At 38.7% G+C, this 17,697-nt stretch carries 16 protein-coding genes and 1 pseudogene; 4 read left to right on the top strand and 13 right to left on the bottom strand.

Going from position 1 to position 17,697, the window contains the following annotated elements:
* Window positions 1-158 precede the first annotated feature (158 nt).
* Both cidR and ABIE66_RS03640 read left to right on the top strand, forming a co-directional pair.
* The gene (cidR, locus tag ABIE66_RS03645) at window positions 159-1,043 is read left to right on the top strand and encodes a cidABC operon transcriptional activator CidR (RefSeq protein WP_370013888.1); all 885 of its coding nucleotides are present in this window, start codon (window positions 159-161) and stop codon (window positions 1,041-1,043) included.
* A 161-nt stretch (window positions 1,044-1,204) separates the two neighbouring features.
* On the top strand, window positions 1,205-1,576 hold the full coding sequence (locus tag ABIE66_RS03640; protein ID WP_370013887.1) for a hypothetical protein: 372 nt from the start codon (window positions 1,205-1,207) through the stop codon (window positions 1,574-1,576).
* 65 nt (window positions 1,577-1,641) lie between these two features.
* Here the strand turns inward: ABIE66_RS03640 and ABIE66_RS03635 are convergent, their stop codons facing one another.
* The 6 genes from ABIE66_RS03635 to ABIE66_RS03610 form a co-directional block, all read right to left on the bottom strand.
* The gene (locus tag ABIE66_RS03635; protein ID WP_370013886.1) at window positions 1,642-2,364 is read right to left on the bottom strand and encodes an amino acid ABC transporter ATP-binding protein; all 723 of its coding nucleotides are present in this window, start codon (window positions 2,362-2,364) and stop codon (window positions 1,642-1,644) included.
* Window positions 2,361-3,017, bottom strand: a complete 657-nt coding sequence (locus ABIE66_RS03630; protein ID WP_289317939.1) for an amino acid ABC transporter permease — start codon at window positions 3,015-3,017, stop codon at window positions 2,361-2,363. Before ABIE66_RS03630 ends, ABIE66_RS03635 begins: the two co-directional genes overlap by 4 nt.
* A gap of 79 nt (window positions 3,018-3,096) precedes the next feature.
* Window positions 3,097-3,918 (bottom strand): basic amino acid ABC transporter substrate-binding protein, encoded by an 822-nt coding sequence (locus ABIE66_RS03625; RefSeq protein WP_289317940.1) that lies wholly within the window; start codon window positions 3,916-3,918, stop codon window positions 3,097-3,099.
* A 336-nt stretch (window positions 3,919-4,254) separates the two neighbouring features.
* Complete coding sequence (locus tag ABIE66_RS03620; protein ID WP_370013885.1) at window positions 4,255-5,274, bottom strand: AI-2E family transporter; 1,020 nt, start codon at window positions 5,272-5,274, stop codon at window positions 4,255-4,257.
* Between the two features lie 222 nt (window positions 5,275-5,496).
* The gene (locus ABIE66_RS03615) at window positions 5,497-5,727 is read right to left on the bottom strand and encodes an excisionase family DNA-binding protein (protein WP_289323741.1); all 231 of its coding nucleotides are present in this window, start codon (window positions 5,725-5,727) and stop codon (window positions 5,497-5,499) included.
* Between the two features lie 29 nt (window positions 5,728-5,756).
* On the bottom strand, window positions 5,757-5,891 hold the full coding sequence (locus ABIE66_RS03610; RefSeq protein WP_370013883.1) for a hypothetical protein: 135 nt from the start codon (window positions 5,889-5,891) through the stop codon (window positions 5,757-5,759).
* A gap of 98 nt (window positions 5,892-5,989) precedes the next feature.
* Between ABIE66_RS03610 and ABIE66_RS03605 the strand changes: the two genes are divergently transcribed.
* Together ABIE66_RS03605 and ABIE66_RS03600 are read left to right on the top strand one after the other, a co-directional pair.
* Entirely contained in the window at window positions 5,990-6,910 is a 921-nt protein-coding gene (locus tag ABIE66_RS03605; protein WP_370013881.1) for a glycine-rich domain-containing protein, read from the top strand.
* Between the two features lie 380 nt (window positions 6,911-7,290).
* Window positions 7,291-7,539 carry a hypothetical protein gene (locus tag ABIE66_RS03600; RefSeq protein ID WP_370013879.1) on the top strand — a complete coding sequence of 83 codons (249 nt, stop codon included), beginning with the start codon at window positions 7,291-7,293 and terminating at the stop codon, window positions 7,537-7,539.
* Between the two features lie 222 nt (window positions 7,540-7,761).
* Here the strand turns inward: ABIE66_RS03600 and ABIE66_RS03595 are convergent, their stop codons facing one another.
* From ABIE66_RS03595 to ABIE66_RS03565, 7 genes and pseudogenes are all read right to left on the bottom strand, one after another.
* Complete coding sequence (locus ABIE66_RS03595; RefSeq protein ID WP_370013878.1) at window positions 7,762-12,432, bottom strand: hypothetical protein; 4,671 nt, start codon at window positions 12,430-12,432, stop codon at window positions 7,762-7,764.
* 173 nt (window positions 12,433-12,605) lie between these two features.
* A complete protein-coding gene (locus ABIE66_RS03590) occupies window positions 12,606-13,811 on the bottom strand; it encodes an MFS transporter (protein ID WP_289323737.1) in 1,206 nt (401 codons plus the stop codon).
* Between the two features lie 603 nt (window positions 13,812-14,414).
* The gene (locus tag ABIE66_RS03585) at window positions 14,415-14,633 is read right to left on the bottom strand and encodes a hypothetical protein (protein WP_370013877.1); all 219 of its coding nucleotides are present in this window, start codon (window positions 14,631-14,633) and stop codon (window positions 14,415-14,417) included.
* Between the two features lie 16 nt (window positions 14,634-14,649).
* A pseudogene (locus ABIE66_RS03580) lies at window positions 14,650-15,613 on the bottom strand (sensor domain-containing diguanylate cyclase).
* A gap of 372 nt (window positions 15,614-15,985) precedes the next feature.
* A complete protein-coding gene (locus tag ABIE66_RS03575; RefSeq protein WP_289323736.1) occupies window positions 15,986-16,780 on the bottom strand; it encodes a DUF4097 family beta strand repeat-containing protein in 795 nt (264 codons plus the stop codon).
* A complete protein-coding gene (locus ABIE66_RS03570; protein WP_289323735.1) occupies window positions 16,773-17,327 on the bottom strand; it encodes a DUF1700 domain-containing protein in 555 nt (184 codons plus the stop codon). The genes ABIE66_RS03575 and ABIE66_RS03570 overlap by 8 nt, the downstream gene beginning before the upstream one ends.
* Window positions 17,324-17,644: a PadR family transcriptional regulator gene (locus ABIE66_RS03565; RefSeq protein WP_289317952.1), complete on the bottom strand. Its 321-nt coding sequence runs from the start codon at window positions 17,642-17,644 to the stop codon at window positions 17,324-17,326. The genes ABIE66_RS03570 and ABIE66_RS03565 overlap by 4 nt, the downstream gene beginning before the upstream one ends.
* Between the last annotated feature and the right edge of the window lie 53 nt (window positions 17,645-17,697).

Here is a 17,697-nt window from a genome sequence, read left to right as displayed (position 1 = left end):
GCAGATATTCATGCCGGCCCTTTCATAGCTGGGTTTCCCTTTGGAATCCAGCTTCTTTATGCGTGCATGAAACCCCATCAAAACTTATCGTGTTTTACAAACACTTCCGTTTACGGGTAAAATGAAACTAATTTTAAACGAGGATAACAGGTGACGCAATGGATATTAAGCATTTGCAATACTTTATAGAGGTAACCAATTTCAACAGCTTCACTCGGGCTGCCGACCATTTATTCATTACCCAGCCGACCATCAGCAAGATGATTAAAAACCTGGAAACCGAGCTAGGTGTTGAGCTTTTTGATCGGTCGCGTAAGCAACTGATCTTGACCGATGCAGGCAGGGTTGTCTTGGAGCAGGCAAAATTGATAGATATGGCCTTTCACAATTTAGAAACGGAAATGGACAATTTATTAGGTTTGAAAAAGGGACATATACGCATCGGCCTGCCGCCGATCATCGACGCTTCTTTCTTCCCCCGAATTCTTAGCCGTTTTCATGAGGAATATCCCAATATTACCTTTCAATTAGTAGAGGATGGTTCAAAAAAGATTGAAGAATCCGTCCAAAATGACTTAATTGATATAGGCGTTATTGTCCTGCCAACCAACACCGCACTTTTTCATCATTTTGCTTTTTTAGAAGAAGACATTAACTTGATTGTTCATCCCTCCCATCCACATTCTTGTCTGGAAGAAATCGATTTGGCTAATTTGGAAAACGAGTCTTTCATCTTATTCAATAAGGATTACGTCCTTCGAGATCTCATCATTTCATCCTGTAATGAAGCCGGTTTTTCTCCACATACCGTTATTGAAAGCTCACGCTGGGATTTCATTGAGGAAATGGTTTACTGTAAACTTGGCGTTGCTCTATTACCTGAAAGTTTATGCCGTCATGATGAACGCGTGAAGTCAATCAAGGTTAAAAACCCCTCCATTAGTTGGAATTTGGGATTCATTTGGAGTAAGGACCATTACCTTTCATACGCTGCAAAAGAATGGCTGAAATATACGAGGGAAGCGTTATCTCGTAACGAGTGAATTTTATCTGCCTGATGGGATGTAAGCACTATCATAGATTTTGGTTATGCATTTGATAACATCTAACCATTTTACAATACGTAACGGCGGGGTTAGACTTGGTATGAGTAAAAAGCACGGTAACTGCTGATGGTTTCCATTTTTTCTGAAAGGAGATATTCATGATCACTTTATCCAGTGTCGATGAGTTACACGAAACAAAAGCAGCTCTGGAAAAAATTAAATATTCATACCCCGAACTATCTAATAAACTGCTCCATGTCGTTGCCTTAACACGGACTTTTCAATTTAAATATCAATTTATGGGCACTTTAATCATGGATGAAAACCCAAACGAATACACCCCTGAATTCGTTATGCCCTCCGTTATCAGATTATATATAGAGGAAGTTCAAAAGTTAAAGGATGATCCGAATATCCAGGTATTACTTCAAACCTTCTCCCAAAATAAAAATATTGGATATGCCAAAATCAGTATGCTTGTGCTCGGTAAAAGCCCTGAATCGCTTTTAGGTGCTTCATCCATCAAATGAACCACCCCTGATATGCTCCCAAAAAAAACCTCCATTAACGGAAGGTTTTTTTCTTTAACACGTTATTAAAGCACTTTGCTCAAAAAGGCTTTGGTTCTTTCCTGCTGGGGATTATCAAAAATCTCACTGGGGGTGTTTTCTTCAATAATATAGCCTTCGTCCATGAAAATGACGCGATCACCAACTTCTTTTGCAAATCCCATCTCATGGGTCACCACTACCATGGTCATACCTTCCTTAGCAAGTTGCTTCATGACCTCAAGGACTTCACCGACCATTTCCGGATCTAGAGCGGAAGTCGGCTCGTCGAATAACATGATTTTTGGTTCCATCGCCAAAGCCCTGGCTATTGCGACGCGTTGCTTTTGCCCCCCCGATAATGAATCCGGGTATGCGTTCGCTTTCTCGGCAAGCCCCACTTTCTTAAGCAGTTCCATCCCTCTTTGGGAAGCCTGTTCTTTGGAAATCTTGCGGACCTTTAGAGGCGCAAGCATAATATTATCAAGAACAGTCTTATGTGGAAATAAGTTAAAATGCTGAAATACCATGCCAACTTCCGTTCGGACTTTATTGATATTGACCTTCTTGTCTGTGGTATCAAGTCCTTCGATGAAAATATGCCCTCCTGTTATCGTTTCAAGTTGATTGATACACCTGAGGAAAGTGGATTTACCCGATCCAGAAGGCCCGATTACAACGACTACTTCCTGAGAGGAAACGATTGCATTGATATTTTTCAATACTTCATTTTCCCCAAATGACTTCTTTAGATTCTCGACCTTGATCATTCTGTTTTCAACCTTCTTTCGAGTCTACTTAATACGAAACTTAAAATGAGCGTAAGGAATAAATAGATGAAGGCACACGCCAAATATGGCTCCCACACTTTAAAGTACTGACTCCCCATCGCCTTTCCCCAATACATTAATTCCGGGGCTGCAATGACACAAAGCAGGGACGAATCCTTCAATAATACAATGAATTCATTTCCTAAAGGAGGGATCATTCGTTTGAAAGCTTGAGGCAATACAACATGAATCATTGTTTGGGTATGGGTCATCCCCAATGAACGTGATCCTTCCATTTGCCCTTTATCGATGGATTGAATGCCCGCACGGAAAATTTCTGCAATATATGCGGCTGCATTTAAAGATAAAGCAATGACCCCGGCGGTTACTGCATTCGTTTCACCGGTAAAAAAGGGCACAATTCCAAAATGGATTAAAAAGATTTGAACTAAAAGCGGTGTTCCGCGAAAAACCGTGACATAACAGTAAAATGGAAAGGCCAGCACTTTGTTTCTCATGATTTTCCCTAAACCGATCAATAACCCCAAGAAGGTTCCGATGAGGATGGAGGAAACCGACAGCCCTATAGTAAGCAGTGTTCCTTTTAATAAGAAAGGAGCATATTCAAAAATAATATCCCAGCGAAAACTCATTCCGTTTCCCTCCTAAAGACCAAAAAAACTGCGTAACTTCACACGTAAAGTTACGCAATCTTTTACTATCCACTTGTTTTTATTGTTGTGCTTTCAATGTTTCGATATCTGGATCAGTACCAAACCAGTCTTTATAAATTTCTGCATATTTTCCATTTTCATAAATGGCATTCACAGCTTTATCGAACTCCGATTTCAATTCACTGCCTTTCGGGAACATAAGACCATAAAATTCCTCATTGAAACTTTTGCTATCTTCAACGACTTTCAGTTTTTGATCGGGGTTATTTTTCACATATTCCTCAACAACCGTATTATCAGCTACGACAGCCGAAGCTCCACCTTTCAGTAATTCCTGAATGGCCAAGTTATTGTTTTCGAATTTTTTGATGTCCTTATGATTTTTTCCAAGGAGTTTCTCTACCGCTTCCTGTCCAGTTGTACCAGTCTGAACGGCAATGACCTTCCCTTTCAATTCACTTCCTGATTTTATATCACTTTTCTCAGGAACGAGAATCTTGTTAGTTGATAAAAAGTATGGAACCGAGAAATCATAAGATTGTTTTCTTTCGTCATTCACTGTAATCGCAGAAATTGCGACATCCGCTCTCTTAGATTCGATTTCAACAAAAATCGGGTCCCACCCAACACTTTCCAGTTTAACTTCATAACCTGCTTCTTCAGCAACGGCGTTGATGAAATCAACATCGAATCCTACAATCTTATCGCCTTCAAGAAATTCAAATGGAGCATAATTGGCGTCAGTCACGATTCTGAGTGTTTTTCCATTGGACTCTTCTTCTTTACTAGTTGTCGAGACTTCTTTATCCTTTCCGCATCCTGTCATGACTAGTAACAAAGAAGCTACCATGGCAAACACTAAAAAAGAAACCTTTTTCAAAATAATCCCCTCTTCTCTCTCGTAAACTCTCTTTTAAAAAAACAGATAAATCTAACTTTAGAGAACATTCAGTATATTCTTTTAAGAATATTATACGTTCATTTGTTTTTTTATTCAATAAAAAATCGACAAATAACTTTAGTAAAATAAAAGTTTAATCAATTAACTCGGTAAATCAAAAATGCAAATATTCTTTAATGGGGAAATGGGCAGACTTTTTCCCTTTTCTCGTATTAATGGATATTATATTGAAAACAGTAAGTGAAACTTTCAAAAGGTTTAATAGAATAAAAATAAGCAGCGGCCAAATTAGCGTGGCCGCTGCTTAAATGATTATTATGGAACTTCCTTATTGCCCTCTTCAATATCTAACATATCCAAAAGGAAGATGAAGATCGGTATCCCGATGATCAATCCCCATATCCCTAGGAAATGCTCGGAAAACAAGAGGATGATGAAGGTGAAAAATGTTGGAAGATTTGTTTTTGCCGACATGAATTTCGGATTTAAAATATAGCTTTCAATTGCGTGGATCACAACAATCATGATGAGCACAGCAATCACTTTTGGCATGCCGCCGATACTATAGGCTATCATGCTAAGTGGAATGAGGGAGATGATGACCCCTGCAACCGGTATCAAACCCAGGAAGAAAATCATGATTCCTAGACCGAGCAACTGAGGGAAGCCAAGTATCCATAAGAAAGTTACCGATAGGACAGCATTCGTAATGGCTATCAAGAATTGGACCTCAATCACCTTTCCAAATGAATTGATGAATTTGACGCCAAAGTGTCCTAGGTTTATGAAGAAAGATTTAAATTTGGCACGCTTGAATTTTGATGTAAAGCGAATGATTTTATCTTTTTCCAATAAGAAAAATAGACTAAGCAACATGGAAATGAAAATTTGAAATGCCAGTTTACCGAAATCGGATATATAAAGATAGAGTGTATTCATCTGTTTTTGAAGATCGAGCGGCGATTCCAGCTCGTTCATTAAGTTAATGGCATATTGAATGACCCTGCTATCTGGTGGATGTTGAAAGAAGAAAACGATCTGTGTGACTAATTCCGTGAATTGTAGCGTAATGACCGGTAGATATTTATAAAGAACGATGGCTAAACTAGAAATGACGACTGCATATAAAAAACTTATAACAAACTTAGAGTTGATATGCATCACTTTATCCAGCCGAATCATGATAAATTGCTCCAGCCTTCCCATCAGGAAAGTGAAAACAAATGTGAATAACACGATATTAACCATACTTCCGATGCTTATTAAAAAGAGGACTAACACAATTAATGTAATTAACCTTGAAAAACCTTCGCTTTGCAAATACTCTTTTACCACTTACCTATCTCCTAACTACCATTCTGCCTTGATAATTCCTTCTACTTATTATTTTACACGGAATTGAGGGATTCTACTACAATTACCTTCCATTGACAACAAAATTTTTTGAATGATCAGTAAGCCTCATGATACAGACGTTAGTTAAGAGCTTTTTAGAACATCCGATTTCATAATTCCACTGTCATTCATGCATGAAAAAACATCTGCCATGGGCAGATGCTAATCTTCATCCTTCACATCGATATCTTCGGGGATGGGTTCGTTATAATAATCCGCCAATTGCTTCTTATATTTTTCCATCTGTTCAAGATGCATATTAAACTGCTCTTTAAAAATCAAATGCTGCTCACCGTCATGAACGGTGCGAATTTTATTTTGAACGATCAAACTTTCTATATAAGATTCCGGCATCGATAAATATTCCGCAGTCTCTTTAATTGTCAAGTACATGCCTTCACCCCTTTTCCATACTAACTATACTAGATTGGGGGCATTATTTGAAGTGCTTGATCTTTGATTGAAAATCCCTTCAATTCCAAGGAAAGGACGAAACCGGATTCAGGTGTTTTTGGAATGTTACCTACCCAGCTTAATCGATACAGTAAATAGAACATTTTGGACGGAATTCCAAACAACAACTTACAATCCCTTCCAATAACATGTAAGATAATGTTAAAGTACAATATACATAGATTAAGAGGAGTGGACAAAAATGACCTTCTTTTATGTCATTCTTGCGGCAATTTTTGCTGTTTTCCTGGTCAATTTCGTTAAAGGGCTAAGTGAACCGGCTAAATTAGAACGTTATCAAAATGAATTCCGTAAATACCATGCGGAAACTTTAGATCTGCATGCAACGGAAATCGTTTCAGAAGCATTGATAGAAAAGCTTAATAAAGCACTGGATTTCAATTATATGGAAAAGGTCAATGCTGAATTCCGACTGAAGCATCCACGTGACTCACAGATAAAGGTCAATCAGGCTTGGCGTGAATTGAAACGGTATTTGATTATGGCTGCAGTGTTTGGAAAAGTTGAAATGTTTAATTCAGTCATCGATGAGTTATGGCACATCATGCTGAAATATAGACAGGAATATGATGAGTTTTGCCAGGCTTTCATCGGTAGGACCATTCAACACCATCCGCATTCAGAACCTGTTTTCAAACCCGAAGAGCGTACTCTTTTTGACTTTTACTATGTACAGCTATTTACGGTGGATTCCCATTCCATTCAAAAATGGGGCAAATTTTTCAAACATGATAAAGGGCAAACACTTCTCCGCGATTTTGAAACGTTGGAGCTGGAGCAGTTAAAAGAGAAATATATGAGGAAACCGACAAGTATACAAGCGGAACGGACCTTTGAATCTTTCACTTCCCAATTTAAAGAAAATCGCCCCATGACAGAATTGAATTGGCGGAAAACGTACGACCAGACGGACTACGCAGCTCCTGCCTATTTCACTTATGCAAGTACCGATGATTTTGACAGCGAATTTAAAGATATTTTCGGGAATGAATCGAACACAGTTTCCTCTGGATCCGGCCATGGTGGCGATCATAACAGTTCCCATGACAGCAGTTCTGATTCCTCTTCTAGCTGTTCTTCATGCAGTTCTTGTTCGTCATGAGCTTTTCGCTTGGAAAAACATTTGAATAAACGCGAAAAAACCACTCTGTATGCTTTCAGAGTGGTTTTTTATGATTTTGATGATGTTCTCATAATGGATTTCTACTAATTCTTCACAAACTTTATCTCAGATGTTTTGAAAGTCTTCAAAACCAGCTCCATGAAAAGTTAGATAGATTCTAGTATGAGTTTAGTTTTTTCAGAAGATCATTCAAAATTGAAAAGATATTAACCAAAATTGGAACAATGTCCCCTATTAATTTTTATAGAATTTAATTTATAGCTTTTAGATTATTAATTAAAAGGATAAGAAAAAATTTCCAGCGATTTTAGCAGCGATTTTAATGTTTTCCACTATTGCTCCAAGGAGTTACAACTGATATGGATGATAAAGAGATACGGAAGTTCAGACCAGTTTTTGTATATGCAAATTTGGAAAACAAGAAAAAATTAGTACAAGGTTTAACTGAAGATCGAGTGAAATTAATTAAAGAATTAAAAAAGTATAGAAATGCCCTTTCACCATTTTTAATTAATGTTTTGCAAACTAATATAGATCAGTGGGAAATGGAAATTTATGATTGGCAAGAGGAAATAAAAAAAATAGAAGCAGAGAAAGAGAGCTTTTAAGTGCTCTCAGTTTGTAGACAAAAGGGGTTCAGAATTTATAAATTCCGAACCCCTTTTGAGATTCCCTTTGAATTTTCGTCCAAGGTTAAGAGATTGGGGCTCTGCAAGCCACTCTTTTAGGCCATTATTAGACATTACCATGTCCAAGTGGCTATCTCCTTCAAATTATAGGTAAGCATCGCCTTCATCGGAAATTTTTTAAGGCGTCTATTTCCTTCTTCATTAATTCCACCGATTGAACCAATTCTTGATCCTTTGTTTATTTTTCTCGAGAACCTCCTTCGATGTCCGGTTGTCTTTTTGTTTTTTCCATTCAAAGAAAGAGGCAATTCCGATAAGCAGCCCTCCGCCGATGATTAAATACAGCCACCATGGCATCTCGCTCCACATCGAATTGGTATTCATATAGACATTGAATAAAATGGTGCCAGTTCCAGCGATGAAATAGGATTTGTATTTCATCATGAAGCCAACGAGCATTGCTGCCAATGACGCCGTTCCGATAATGAGCGCATCGTATAAAGTGTTGCCCGCCATTGCATCAATGATCAAGACTAAAAACAGGAGGAATACAATACCCATCTCGATATATTGTGTGATTTTGCCTTTAACAAAGATTTTCCTCAGCAGAATGGTGCTGACAATGAACAGCGGCAGTATATTTACCTCCTCCTCAAGTACAGCTGGTATCGTGAATTGACCCGTGATGACCCAATACGGATAGAGACTGAATAATATCGCTGCAGCTAATTGGGTTTTTCTTTCCATCATTCCTGTCGTCGTGCTTCTCATCAAAATGAAATAGATTGGAATCAACAGTGCCACGATGATTTGCAGAAGGAAATGTGCTGGTCCCCCCGTCAAAACATCCATGTTCATGGCAAGAAGAAACAGCAAGCCATAGACTCTGTAAAAGTCCAATTGAAGTCCTGCCCCGCCTTTAGTCAGCAGGCCTTTAAAGAATTTCCTGCTAAGCAGTACCATTATGGCCGCACACCCAAAAAGGACTGTCATACCAACCAAATGCCGTAATGTGGCCGTATACATGATGATGGTCCAATACGGATACAAACTGATAATTCCCGTCAGCCAAACGTAGATGCCCTTTTCTTTTACATCCTTTGTGAAACTTCCAATCAAGATGAAGTAAACCGTGATCAAGAGTGAGACAAAAACTTCGAGTAACTGGCTTGATGTTTCAGTTACTGGAATTCCCCTATTCATGGCCAGTAAAAATAACAGGCCATATATCCTGTATCCATCGATAGTAATACCTGTATCTTCCTTTTTGATTAAGCCATTGAAATAACGTCGGCTTAAAAGCAGCATTCCTAACATAAAGCTGAAAAGGACCATCAATCCCATTACAACCGATAGGCTGTCGGCATAGTCGATGATGATTAGCAAAGGATATAGACTGACTAGAGCAGCAATATTGGAATAGATTTTCCTTTCTTGCTTTTCCGTTGTTAAGCTTCTCAGGAAAATGAAATAAGCGGTTAACAAAAACGATACAAAGACTTGGAGTAACTGTTGATCATTATCATGAAAAACCTCCGCATTCATATCGATTACAAAGAATAAACCATAGATTCTGAAAGGATCAAAGCTGATGATGCCCGATCCGTTTTTCTTGAGTAACCCGCTGGAATACAGCCTGCTTAGCAACAACATTCCTGCCATACAGCCGAAAAGAACAGCCAAACTCGTGACGACTGGGAGTGTATGGGCATAGTCTATGATATTGATGAAAGGGAAAAGTCCGATGATGGCTGCTATTCCTGAGTAAATGCTTCTTTCTTTCTTATAGATCGTGAATCTTCTCATCAGGATAAAGTAGCTAGGCAACAGCAGGGAAACAAAAATCCCCAAAATCGCAGATCCTGTACCGCCCATAAACGCTTCCAGATTCAGAGTACAGAGATATAACAGGCCATAAATCCGATAATAATCAATGACTCTTTTCGTTCCCTCTTGGTTGACCAATCCTTTGAAATGGCGACTGCTGGCAAACACCATCACAGCCATGCATACAAACAATACGATTATCGCAAAAACCAGAGGTAATGTATTTGCATACATATTGTAGAAAATGAACGCCAGGGTCAGAGGAATCACAACATAGTTCCGCCAATTCCTTTGCATGAGCAGATACCAGGCAAACAAGAACTGTCCAGCCATCACCCCTACCCAGACCAACTCGCGGTTAAGCGGAAAGTCCCGGATTGCCGTTTCCAAGATGGATATGCTTATCCCTAAATGAATGAATGGAATAAGGTAATACTCCATGATTCCTTTCCAATTCTTATTGGATAACGCCCACAGAATGGTTATGAGTCCTGCTGTTATCATCATGCATATTGATGTAATGAATACCATTTGCTCCATGTTTACCACAAATAAATGGACCTGTAGGAAAAGGACTGAAAACCCTAGGTACGTAAAAACGTATACTCCCCATTTCACATGCGCCCTAAAAGCACTCAAAATATAAATCAACAGTTGCGCAACATATAGGAACGGCGAACTTTCCGTTTGGGCAATGAGCATATATCCAACAGGAATCGCCAGTAAATTGGCAAGGTGACTTGCGTAAAAGAAGTACAGTTTCCCATTTTTTGAGTATTTCCCAAGCCATTCTCCTAATAGGAAAAAGATAATGGGGCCGATCAACACGAACGCAATCTTCAACACCATTGAACCAAAATCAAAAACATCGTAGAGTGAAGCATATAAGCTGGCACTTGTAATTACCACAGGCACCCAGAATATGTGCTTCCGATGGATATGGACGGACCAACCATTTATTGCAGTAGCTACAGCAATCACTCCGCTTGCCTCCAAAGGATTCAGTGAATCGAATGGGATCCATATCAAGGAAAGGAAGGAAAGAATCTGTCCACTATATGAAAAAACAGGAAAGAATTTATGATATTCCTTTTTAAATGTATAAGCTGCACCTATTGAAATCAGCGAAACCCCCATTAAATAGAGGCTGACCGGGATATATGAACGGACCCACTCTAAACCTTCCAACAAATATGGATAGAAAGCAACCAAAGCCAAAACGAAAGTGATTGGAAATCCGTAAATGGCGTTTTCCTTCATATGCTTACTATCGTCTTTAATATATGTGATGAAGAAAAGTCCAGAGATCATGGCAAGGGCTACGCTAACTGCAAGCCAATCCATTTCGCTGAATTTACTGGTCAGTATCACTAACATGGTCATTGGGGAGATAAGTAAGATACTCCGCTTAAACAGGCTGTACTTCGGGTGACGGTTATATAAATATAATCCAAGATATTGAATGACCTGAAGAACAAAAATCAAATTCAAACCGGTAGAAAAAGTGACTGGTAAAGCAAAGAAAAGATATACGAACGCTAAGTTGAAAACAACAACAGCAGGGTACGTGAAGCTTGATTTTCTCGATTGAACGGAAACATAGACAAGCTGTGCGGATACTATCATGAGCGCGATGAATATTTGCGCATAGACTTCCTGGTAAGCCATCGCGTTTATATATAAGAAAACGATCCCGCTCTCAATCAAACTTGTAAACATGAAATTCTTCGAAAGCTTAGTCATTTTGAATTTGGCCAGATATTTTGAAAGAGCGGTAAAAATGATTGGTACAAGTGCAAAAGCAATGACCATGTATTCACTTAATAATGAATTAGAAACAAAATGGATATATCCATACGTAAAAACGGCACTAAAAGCCATTTCATAATATTTTTTTTGAAATTTTACGGCAAAAATTAAAAACAAAACAGAAAAGAACATCAAAGTTAGTGAATACACCAAGTTACTAGAAAATAACGTCAAGATTACAAAGGCTTCAACGATGATCTTAAACTGGATGAATTGAAAAATGAATGGTTTGAATAACGTTAATGCTTTTTGATTTTTCAATTGCTCAATATTCCATAATAGAATTAAATTAAGAATGCCAATGGCCAAAAACATCCACTCGATTGTCGGCGTCACAAAGGCTAAACCGAAATAACAGGTAATACCGAACGTGAATATGGAAATGAAAATGAATATTTTCGACTTAAAGTAGTCAGCAATCTTAAAATAAATGGCTAAGCAGAGTAATCCTCCAAGAAACCCCAGAAGCCCCCGCCCCCCACCATTAAGTGAAAGGTACTCTCCAAAAATCCGATAATATGAAGCTGATAAAATCGTAATCGGAATGAATAAACCCGCTAGCGTCAAGAATGCAAAAGCCGTCTGTTTAATTTTCAGCTTCGAAGCGATGAAGGCCATCCCCGCAAAAATGACGGAAACCATTCCTATGAAGAAAACTTTCAGGACCGCATTCAAATTCCCCCATGAAGAGGTTGCTAAAATCAATCCGCCGAACAGAAGTAATATGACCCCAGTAAGCAGGATGACAGAGATATTCCGTTCCCTGATTTGCTCAGGTGTTTTCTTCAGCTTTGCCGGTTTTACTGGTTTCTCCAGCTTGATTGCCTGCTGTTGAATAACCGGTTTCCTTTCAGGAATCCCCTTGACAGGTTCAAGACTTTCCTCCGAAACTGATTTATTAGGTTCATACCCGGAATTCTCACCTTTCATTATCGATTCGTTCAATCCATCAGATTTCAGTAATTCCAATGAAGACTCCTCAATCAGGCTATCTTGAACCTTCATCTCGGGACTATCACCGATAACCTTCTCAGGTCCTTGGATGGATTTCTTTTTTTCATGCTCTAAGCGCTTTTGTTTATGGAGGGCTAATTGGAAATGCCGATTGTATGCCCTGCTAATCCGGATATATTCTGATTTAGGGATGAGCCGCCTTTCCCATAAAACATCCAGCTCTTCTTGGAAAATACGCTTCCTTCTTTCTAATGTCATTTCTTCATTTGAAGAATCATTCATCCCAAGATTCCCCTTCCTTCAAATAGACCTTCTATCATCTTATGTATATTCTCTTTTCGATAATAACAAAGTTTTTCCATTTTTTAAATATTCAGGATGATACGTATATGAAACAACGAAGCCAGTGGTGTTCCTCCTGACTCAAAAAAAAGAATGACTTCCATTGAAGCCATTCAGCGTCTTTCCATTGATTTTACTTTATCCTCGCTCCTGATAATGCATAGATAAACGATCATTGAAATGAAAATCGAGGCGGCTGCCGTGATATAGATGCTTCTATAGCCGAAGAGGAAGCCTATCTGCCCGAACACGATGGCACCTATACCCACTCCAAGATCGAAAAATGAAAAGTATGTTGCATTCGCCATCGCCTTCCGATTAGGTGCCGTCTTTTCAATCGACCATGCCTGCAGCGCCGGCTGAACAGAACCGAATCCAAATCCATAAAGCACTGCAGCGGTGTAAAGGACCGCTTCATTAGGCATCCACGCGAGCAGTAGCATCCCAGTCATGATGAGTAATGTTGAGGGCACAAATACTGCACGATGTCCCCTTCGGTCATATAATCGGCCCGCAAATAATCTCGTGACCATGAGGGCCATTGCATATACCAAAAAGTACCACTGGATCCCATCTACACCTTTTTCCGCTGTATAAAGGGGCAGGAAGGTTGCAATTCCACCAAATGTAACGGAAATGAAGAAAATGAGCAAAGATGGCTGAAGGGCACTTTTTTCATATATATCAAACCTTTTGGCTGCCACTGCCGTCGATGGATCACTTTCCACTTTTTGATATCGAATAAGTGATGCAGTAATGATGGCAAACAAGCCTAATAATGAACAAATCAGAAACAACTCTTGAAACGGAAGGACCGTAACTAGAAAAAGACCCAATGATGGCCCGAATGCCAGTGCTAAGTTACCCGATAATCCGTAATAACCCATCCCCTCACCACGTCGTTTCGCAGGGATGATATCGGAAGCAATCGTTCCTGAAGCCGTTGAAGAAAATCCCCAGCCGACGCCCTGTACAATCCGCATCATGAATAACAAGCCGATGCTCCCCATAAAACCGAAGGAACCCACTGACAATGCGAAAATGGCTAACCCAATAAGAAAAACGATGCGTCTTCCCTTCGTCTCCAATAATCTGCCGGCAATTGGCCGAACAAGCAAGGCCGAAAAAGTGAAGATTCCAAGAACAGCCCCCACCAGGCGGTCGTCACCACCAAGCTGCTCAACAAACAGCGGGAGGGTCGGCATCGTCATTTGAAACCCCATGAAGATGCACATATTTGCCAAACAGATCATGATGAAATCACGTGTCCAGATTTTATCAGACCCTCTTACCCGTTCATCCACTAAGGTTTCCCTCATATCCCTTCACCTTCTAATTAAAATAGTCATTGCCAGTTTACTAAAATTGGTTAAAATAAGCGAATGATTTATTTCGTGCACCTAAATATATATATATAAATAAAAGCCCAGTATGACACTGGGCTCCATTCTACGAACATTATAAAAAGTGCTTAAGCGGCTAATAATTGGTCCCGGTTTTGTAAAAATCCCGATTGATAACGATGAACATTATATTCTTCTTCGAAACTTCTCCCGTAACATCCATTAAATTAGTATATTTTTTTATTCCGCCAAACCCTTAAAGTTGCCAAAAGACTTTCCAGCGGCGCATTATCCCAACAATTTCTTTACGGGACAATTATTACATAAGACTGAGAAACAGCATGAAGAGATTCGTATAGTAATGAAGAAGGAGAACCTTATAAACACTTAGAAAAGTAAAAACACGTCAATCTCTATATCTGAAAAAAGGGCTATTAAATTATGATAAGAATGAATGAAGAGTAGAATGAATGCTGTTATCACTTATGATATTAGTCTTGACCAAGCTTATTGTTTAATTGATATCCTTGAAAACACACAAAAATCCCGGTCTTAGTTAATTGATCGGTTCCGGTCCTTTTACCTTTTTGAAAAATATTGATAAAAACTAAGGAATAAAAATATAATTCCTATCCCAAAAGAGACTATAGCATAATAATTAAAGTTATAATCTTGTATAACATTTATACCTATATTATTTACTAATTCTAAGTTAGCAGTAACTATTTTTGAGATAAAAAGAATAATAATGCCAACTAAAAAAGAAACGCCAGAAAATATAAGAAAACCTTTTTCCATGTATTACACACCCTTACTAAAGTCTACCCGCCCGAACGAGTTTCTGTTCTTTTCTTCGCCGTTTATCTTGATACATTTTTTGATCCGCTTCTTTGAATAAGCTATCCATATTCCCTTTGGAATGCGAACGGTAAGCATGCCCGATTGACATACTGATGTGAGGGCCTTTTTTTAGTGAGTTTTGCAGAAGGATTTCTTGCTTTAATAATTCACAAAGAGATTCCACTTCTCGATTGCTTCTATCAATCAACAGTATGGCAAACTCATCCCCTCCCACTCTTGATACAACAGCGATGTCCGAGAGAATCCGTTTCAATAGATTGGCCGCTTTTAATCAATTCGTCCCCTTTCTTATGGCCATACGTATCATTCATAAATTTCAGCTCATCTAAATCACACAAAATCATGGCAACCGGAGTATCAAAATCCAGATTGGATTTGGCAGATATATTATCGAAAAACTGTCGGTTATGTATATTCGTTAATGGGTCATGGGACATTTGATACTCAATATCCTGTATGAATCTCACTCTTTCATCGATATTCCGAATGATTCCTTGAACGGCTACCAATCGCTCTTTTTCATATATTGGTGTAGCATATTCCTCGAACCACAAATAATTCCCCTCGATATCTCGCCAGCGCTGAATGACCGGCTTAGTATAATCAATCCCAACGTATATCTTTTCATTTAGGATTTCAAAGTCATCAGGATGAATCCTTTCAAAAGGCGAGGAAGGGTCATTGTATGCTTCTTCCAAGACACCTTGACCTAAAAGTGTATTGATGGATGGACTTAAATACCTGAACTTGGAACTTGGATTTGATTCGTAGCAGTAGATGATATCCTTAGAACTCTCCACTATATTAAAAACCTTTTTTTGCTCTTCGAATCCTTTCTTCAGATAGTCCTTTTCCCTTTTCTTGCGAGTGAAAATCGTACGTTTAAATATATCTAATGACAATTTATTGAATTTCATTCTACAGCCCCCATACTTTTGAAGTCATTTTCCATAAAATTTTTCCTTACATATGATGGCGGACTTACACGGTTCATTCATTACTTTTAACATAATTATTTTCTATATTATAATTCCAAAAACATCTAAAAGGAAAAACATTAAAATGTTTTTCATTATTTCCTTAGAAGGGGGACCACTTCTAGCAAATTACCCACGCTATTATAAAATGAAAAACCACTAGCATCTTCTCTATTATTGGAAACTCGTCAATTCCTCTCTAGCCGATCAGTACTTTGTTCCAACAAATATTAGCTTCTGTTTATGAAAAAAAAATGGCCGCATAATTGAAAAAGCCGATCCCAATTGGGTCGGCTTTTTCATGCTTCACGACTATTTCGTTATCTCGATTTTCCCATTATTCGCTTCCAGTTTCACTAAGTTTTCACCTTTGCCAATGACAGTATTTCCCTCATGCTTACCAAGGATATCTACTTTCCCATTGTCGACATGAACATCGAAAGTTGTATTTGTTGGTTCATTCTCCGTTTTGATCATGATTTTACCGTTATTACATTCGAGGTCGATCATCCTATCCAAGTCTTTCGTGACCAATGTGATTTTACCATTATTCGATGACCCAACCAGTTTTCCCTCTACATTATTAAGATCTAGTTTCCCATTAGCAGATTTCACTTCGACTTTTTCGGTTACTATATCATTCAGTTCAACCCGGCCATTTTGAGATTCAACCATTAGATTTTCACTTTTCAATCCTGATATTTGCATTTTTCCATTATCAGACTCGACGACAAAGGATTTATAAGATTTATCAGGTACAAATACTTTTAAATGTAAGGATTGTATATGAAAACCAAAGCTAAAGGTACTTCGGTCTTCTAATTTTACCGAAAGCTTCTTTCCTTCCACATCTGCAGTGAAATCCAACTTGGAAACATTCACCCCTTTTGAAACCAACTCAATCCGGGTCTCCTTATCCTTCGTTGGAAGAATCTCTACAACTGCATTGTCAGTGTCGATTTGAACATCCGTCACGATCTCTGAAATCGTTTTTTCCTCTGTAGTCGCCTTCTGGTCCATAACTTGGGAAAACGTAAACAGACTTCCTATCACTCCGACCAATAACAATACAAGTGCAATAATCGATAATTTTTTAGCATTAATCATTTTTCAAACCGCCTTTCACAAGGGAAGCGTTAAATTTTAAATAGCGAATGAACCCTTTGGTTAAAGCACTCGTAGCAACAAACATTCCCATGGCAATGAAAATGCCAATCCCGCTTAGTCCCAATGCGAAGAACAGGTCGAAAAACTGAAAGTTACCTATCGCAAGGTTGAAAAGAGCGCCAAACGGAGCAAGAATGAATGCTATCGCCGAAGTCCAGCCTGCAATGACAACTCCAACCAATGCTATAAAAGGTCCCAAAACGATCACTAAATTAAAGAATCCCAAACCAATGACTGCCCAAACTGCCCGCATTACATTACCGGCAGAAGTCGTTTGTTCGACCTGGCCAAGATGATAGGATGCCATCAGCTCCTTGGAAATCTGTTTAGGATTTCCAAGGGAGGTGGAGATTTCCTGCTCTGACTTCCCTTTTTCCATTCCAATTGCGAAATACTCTTCGTAATCTTGGAGGATATCTTCCCGTTCCTCTAAGGAAAGTCTGGTTAAAGAGGCATTCAATTGTTTTAAAAACTGTTCTTTATTCATTGGTTCACACCTTCCTTGATTAATTGGTTGACCCCATTGGAAAATTCATTCCATTCCATCAGCAGCTCTTGAAGGTATCTCCGGCCTTTGTCGGTTAACTTATAATACTTGCGCGGAGGCCCTTCTGTTGATTCTTGCAAATAAGTCGTAAAATACTCTTCCTTCGTCAATCGTCGCAAAAGTGGATATACCGACCCTTCCGATATTTCAATTTGATCCGAAATCTTCTGTACAAGTTCATAACCATAACGATCCTGCTTATCCAATAAGACCAGGACACACAGTTCCAGGACACCCTTTTTAAATTGTACATTCAAAGCACCATCACTCCTTCCAAGAGTCTTTTAGTATAGTTCAATAAACAGTACTG

Origin of the sequence: Peribacillus sp. B2I2 (genome assembly GCF_041261685.1) — a bacterium.
Classification (GTDB): domain Bacteria; phylum Bacillota; class Bacilli; order Bacillales; family DSM-1321; genus Peribacillus.
Note: the sequence above shows the minus strand (reverse complement) of the source record. Positions and strands in the feature narration are given on the sequence as shown.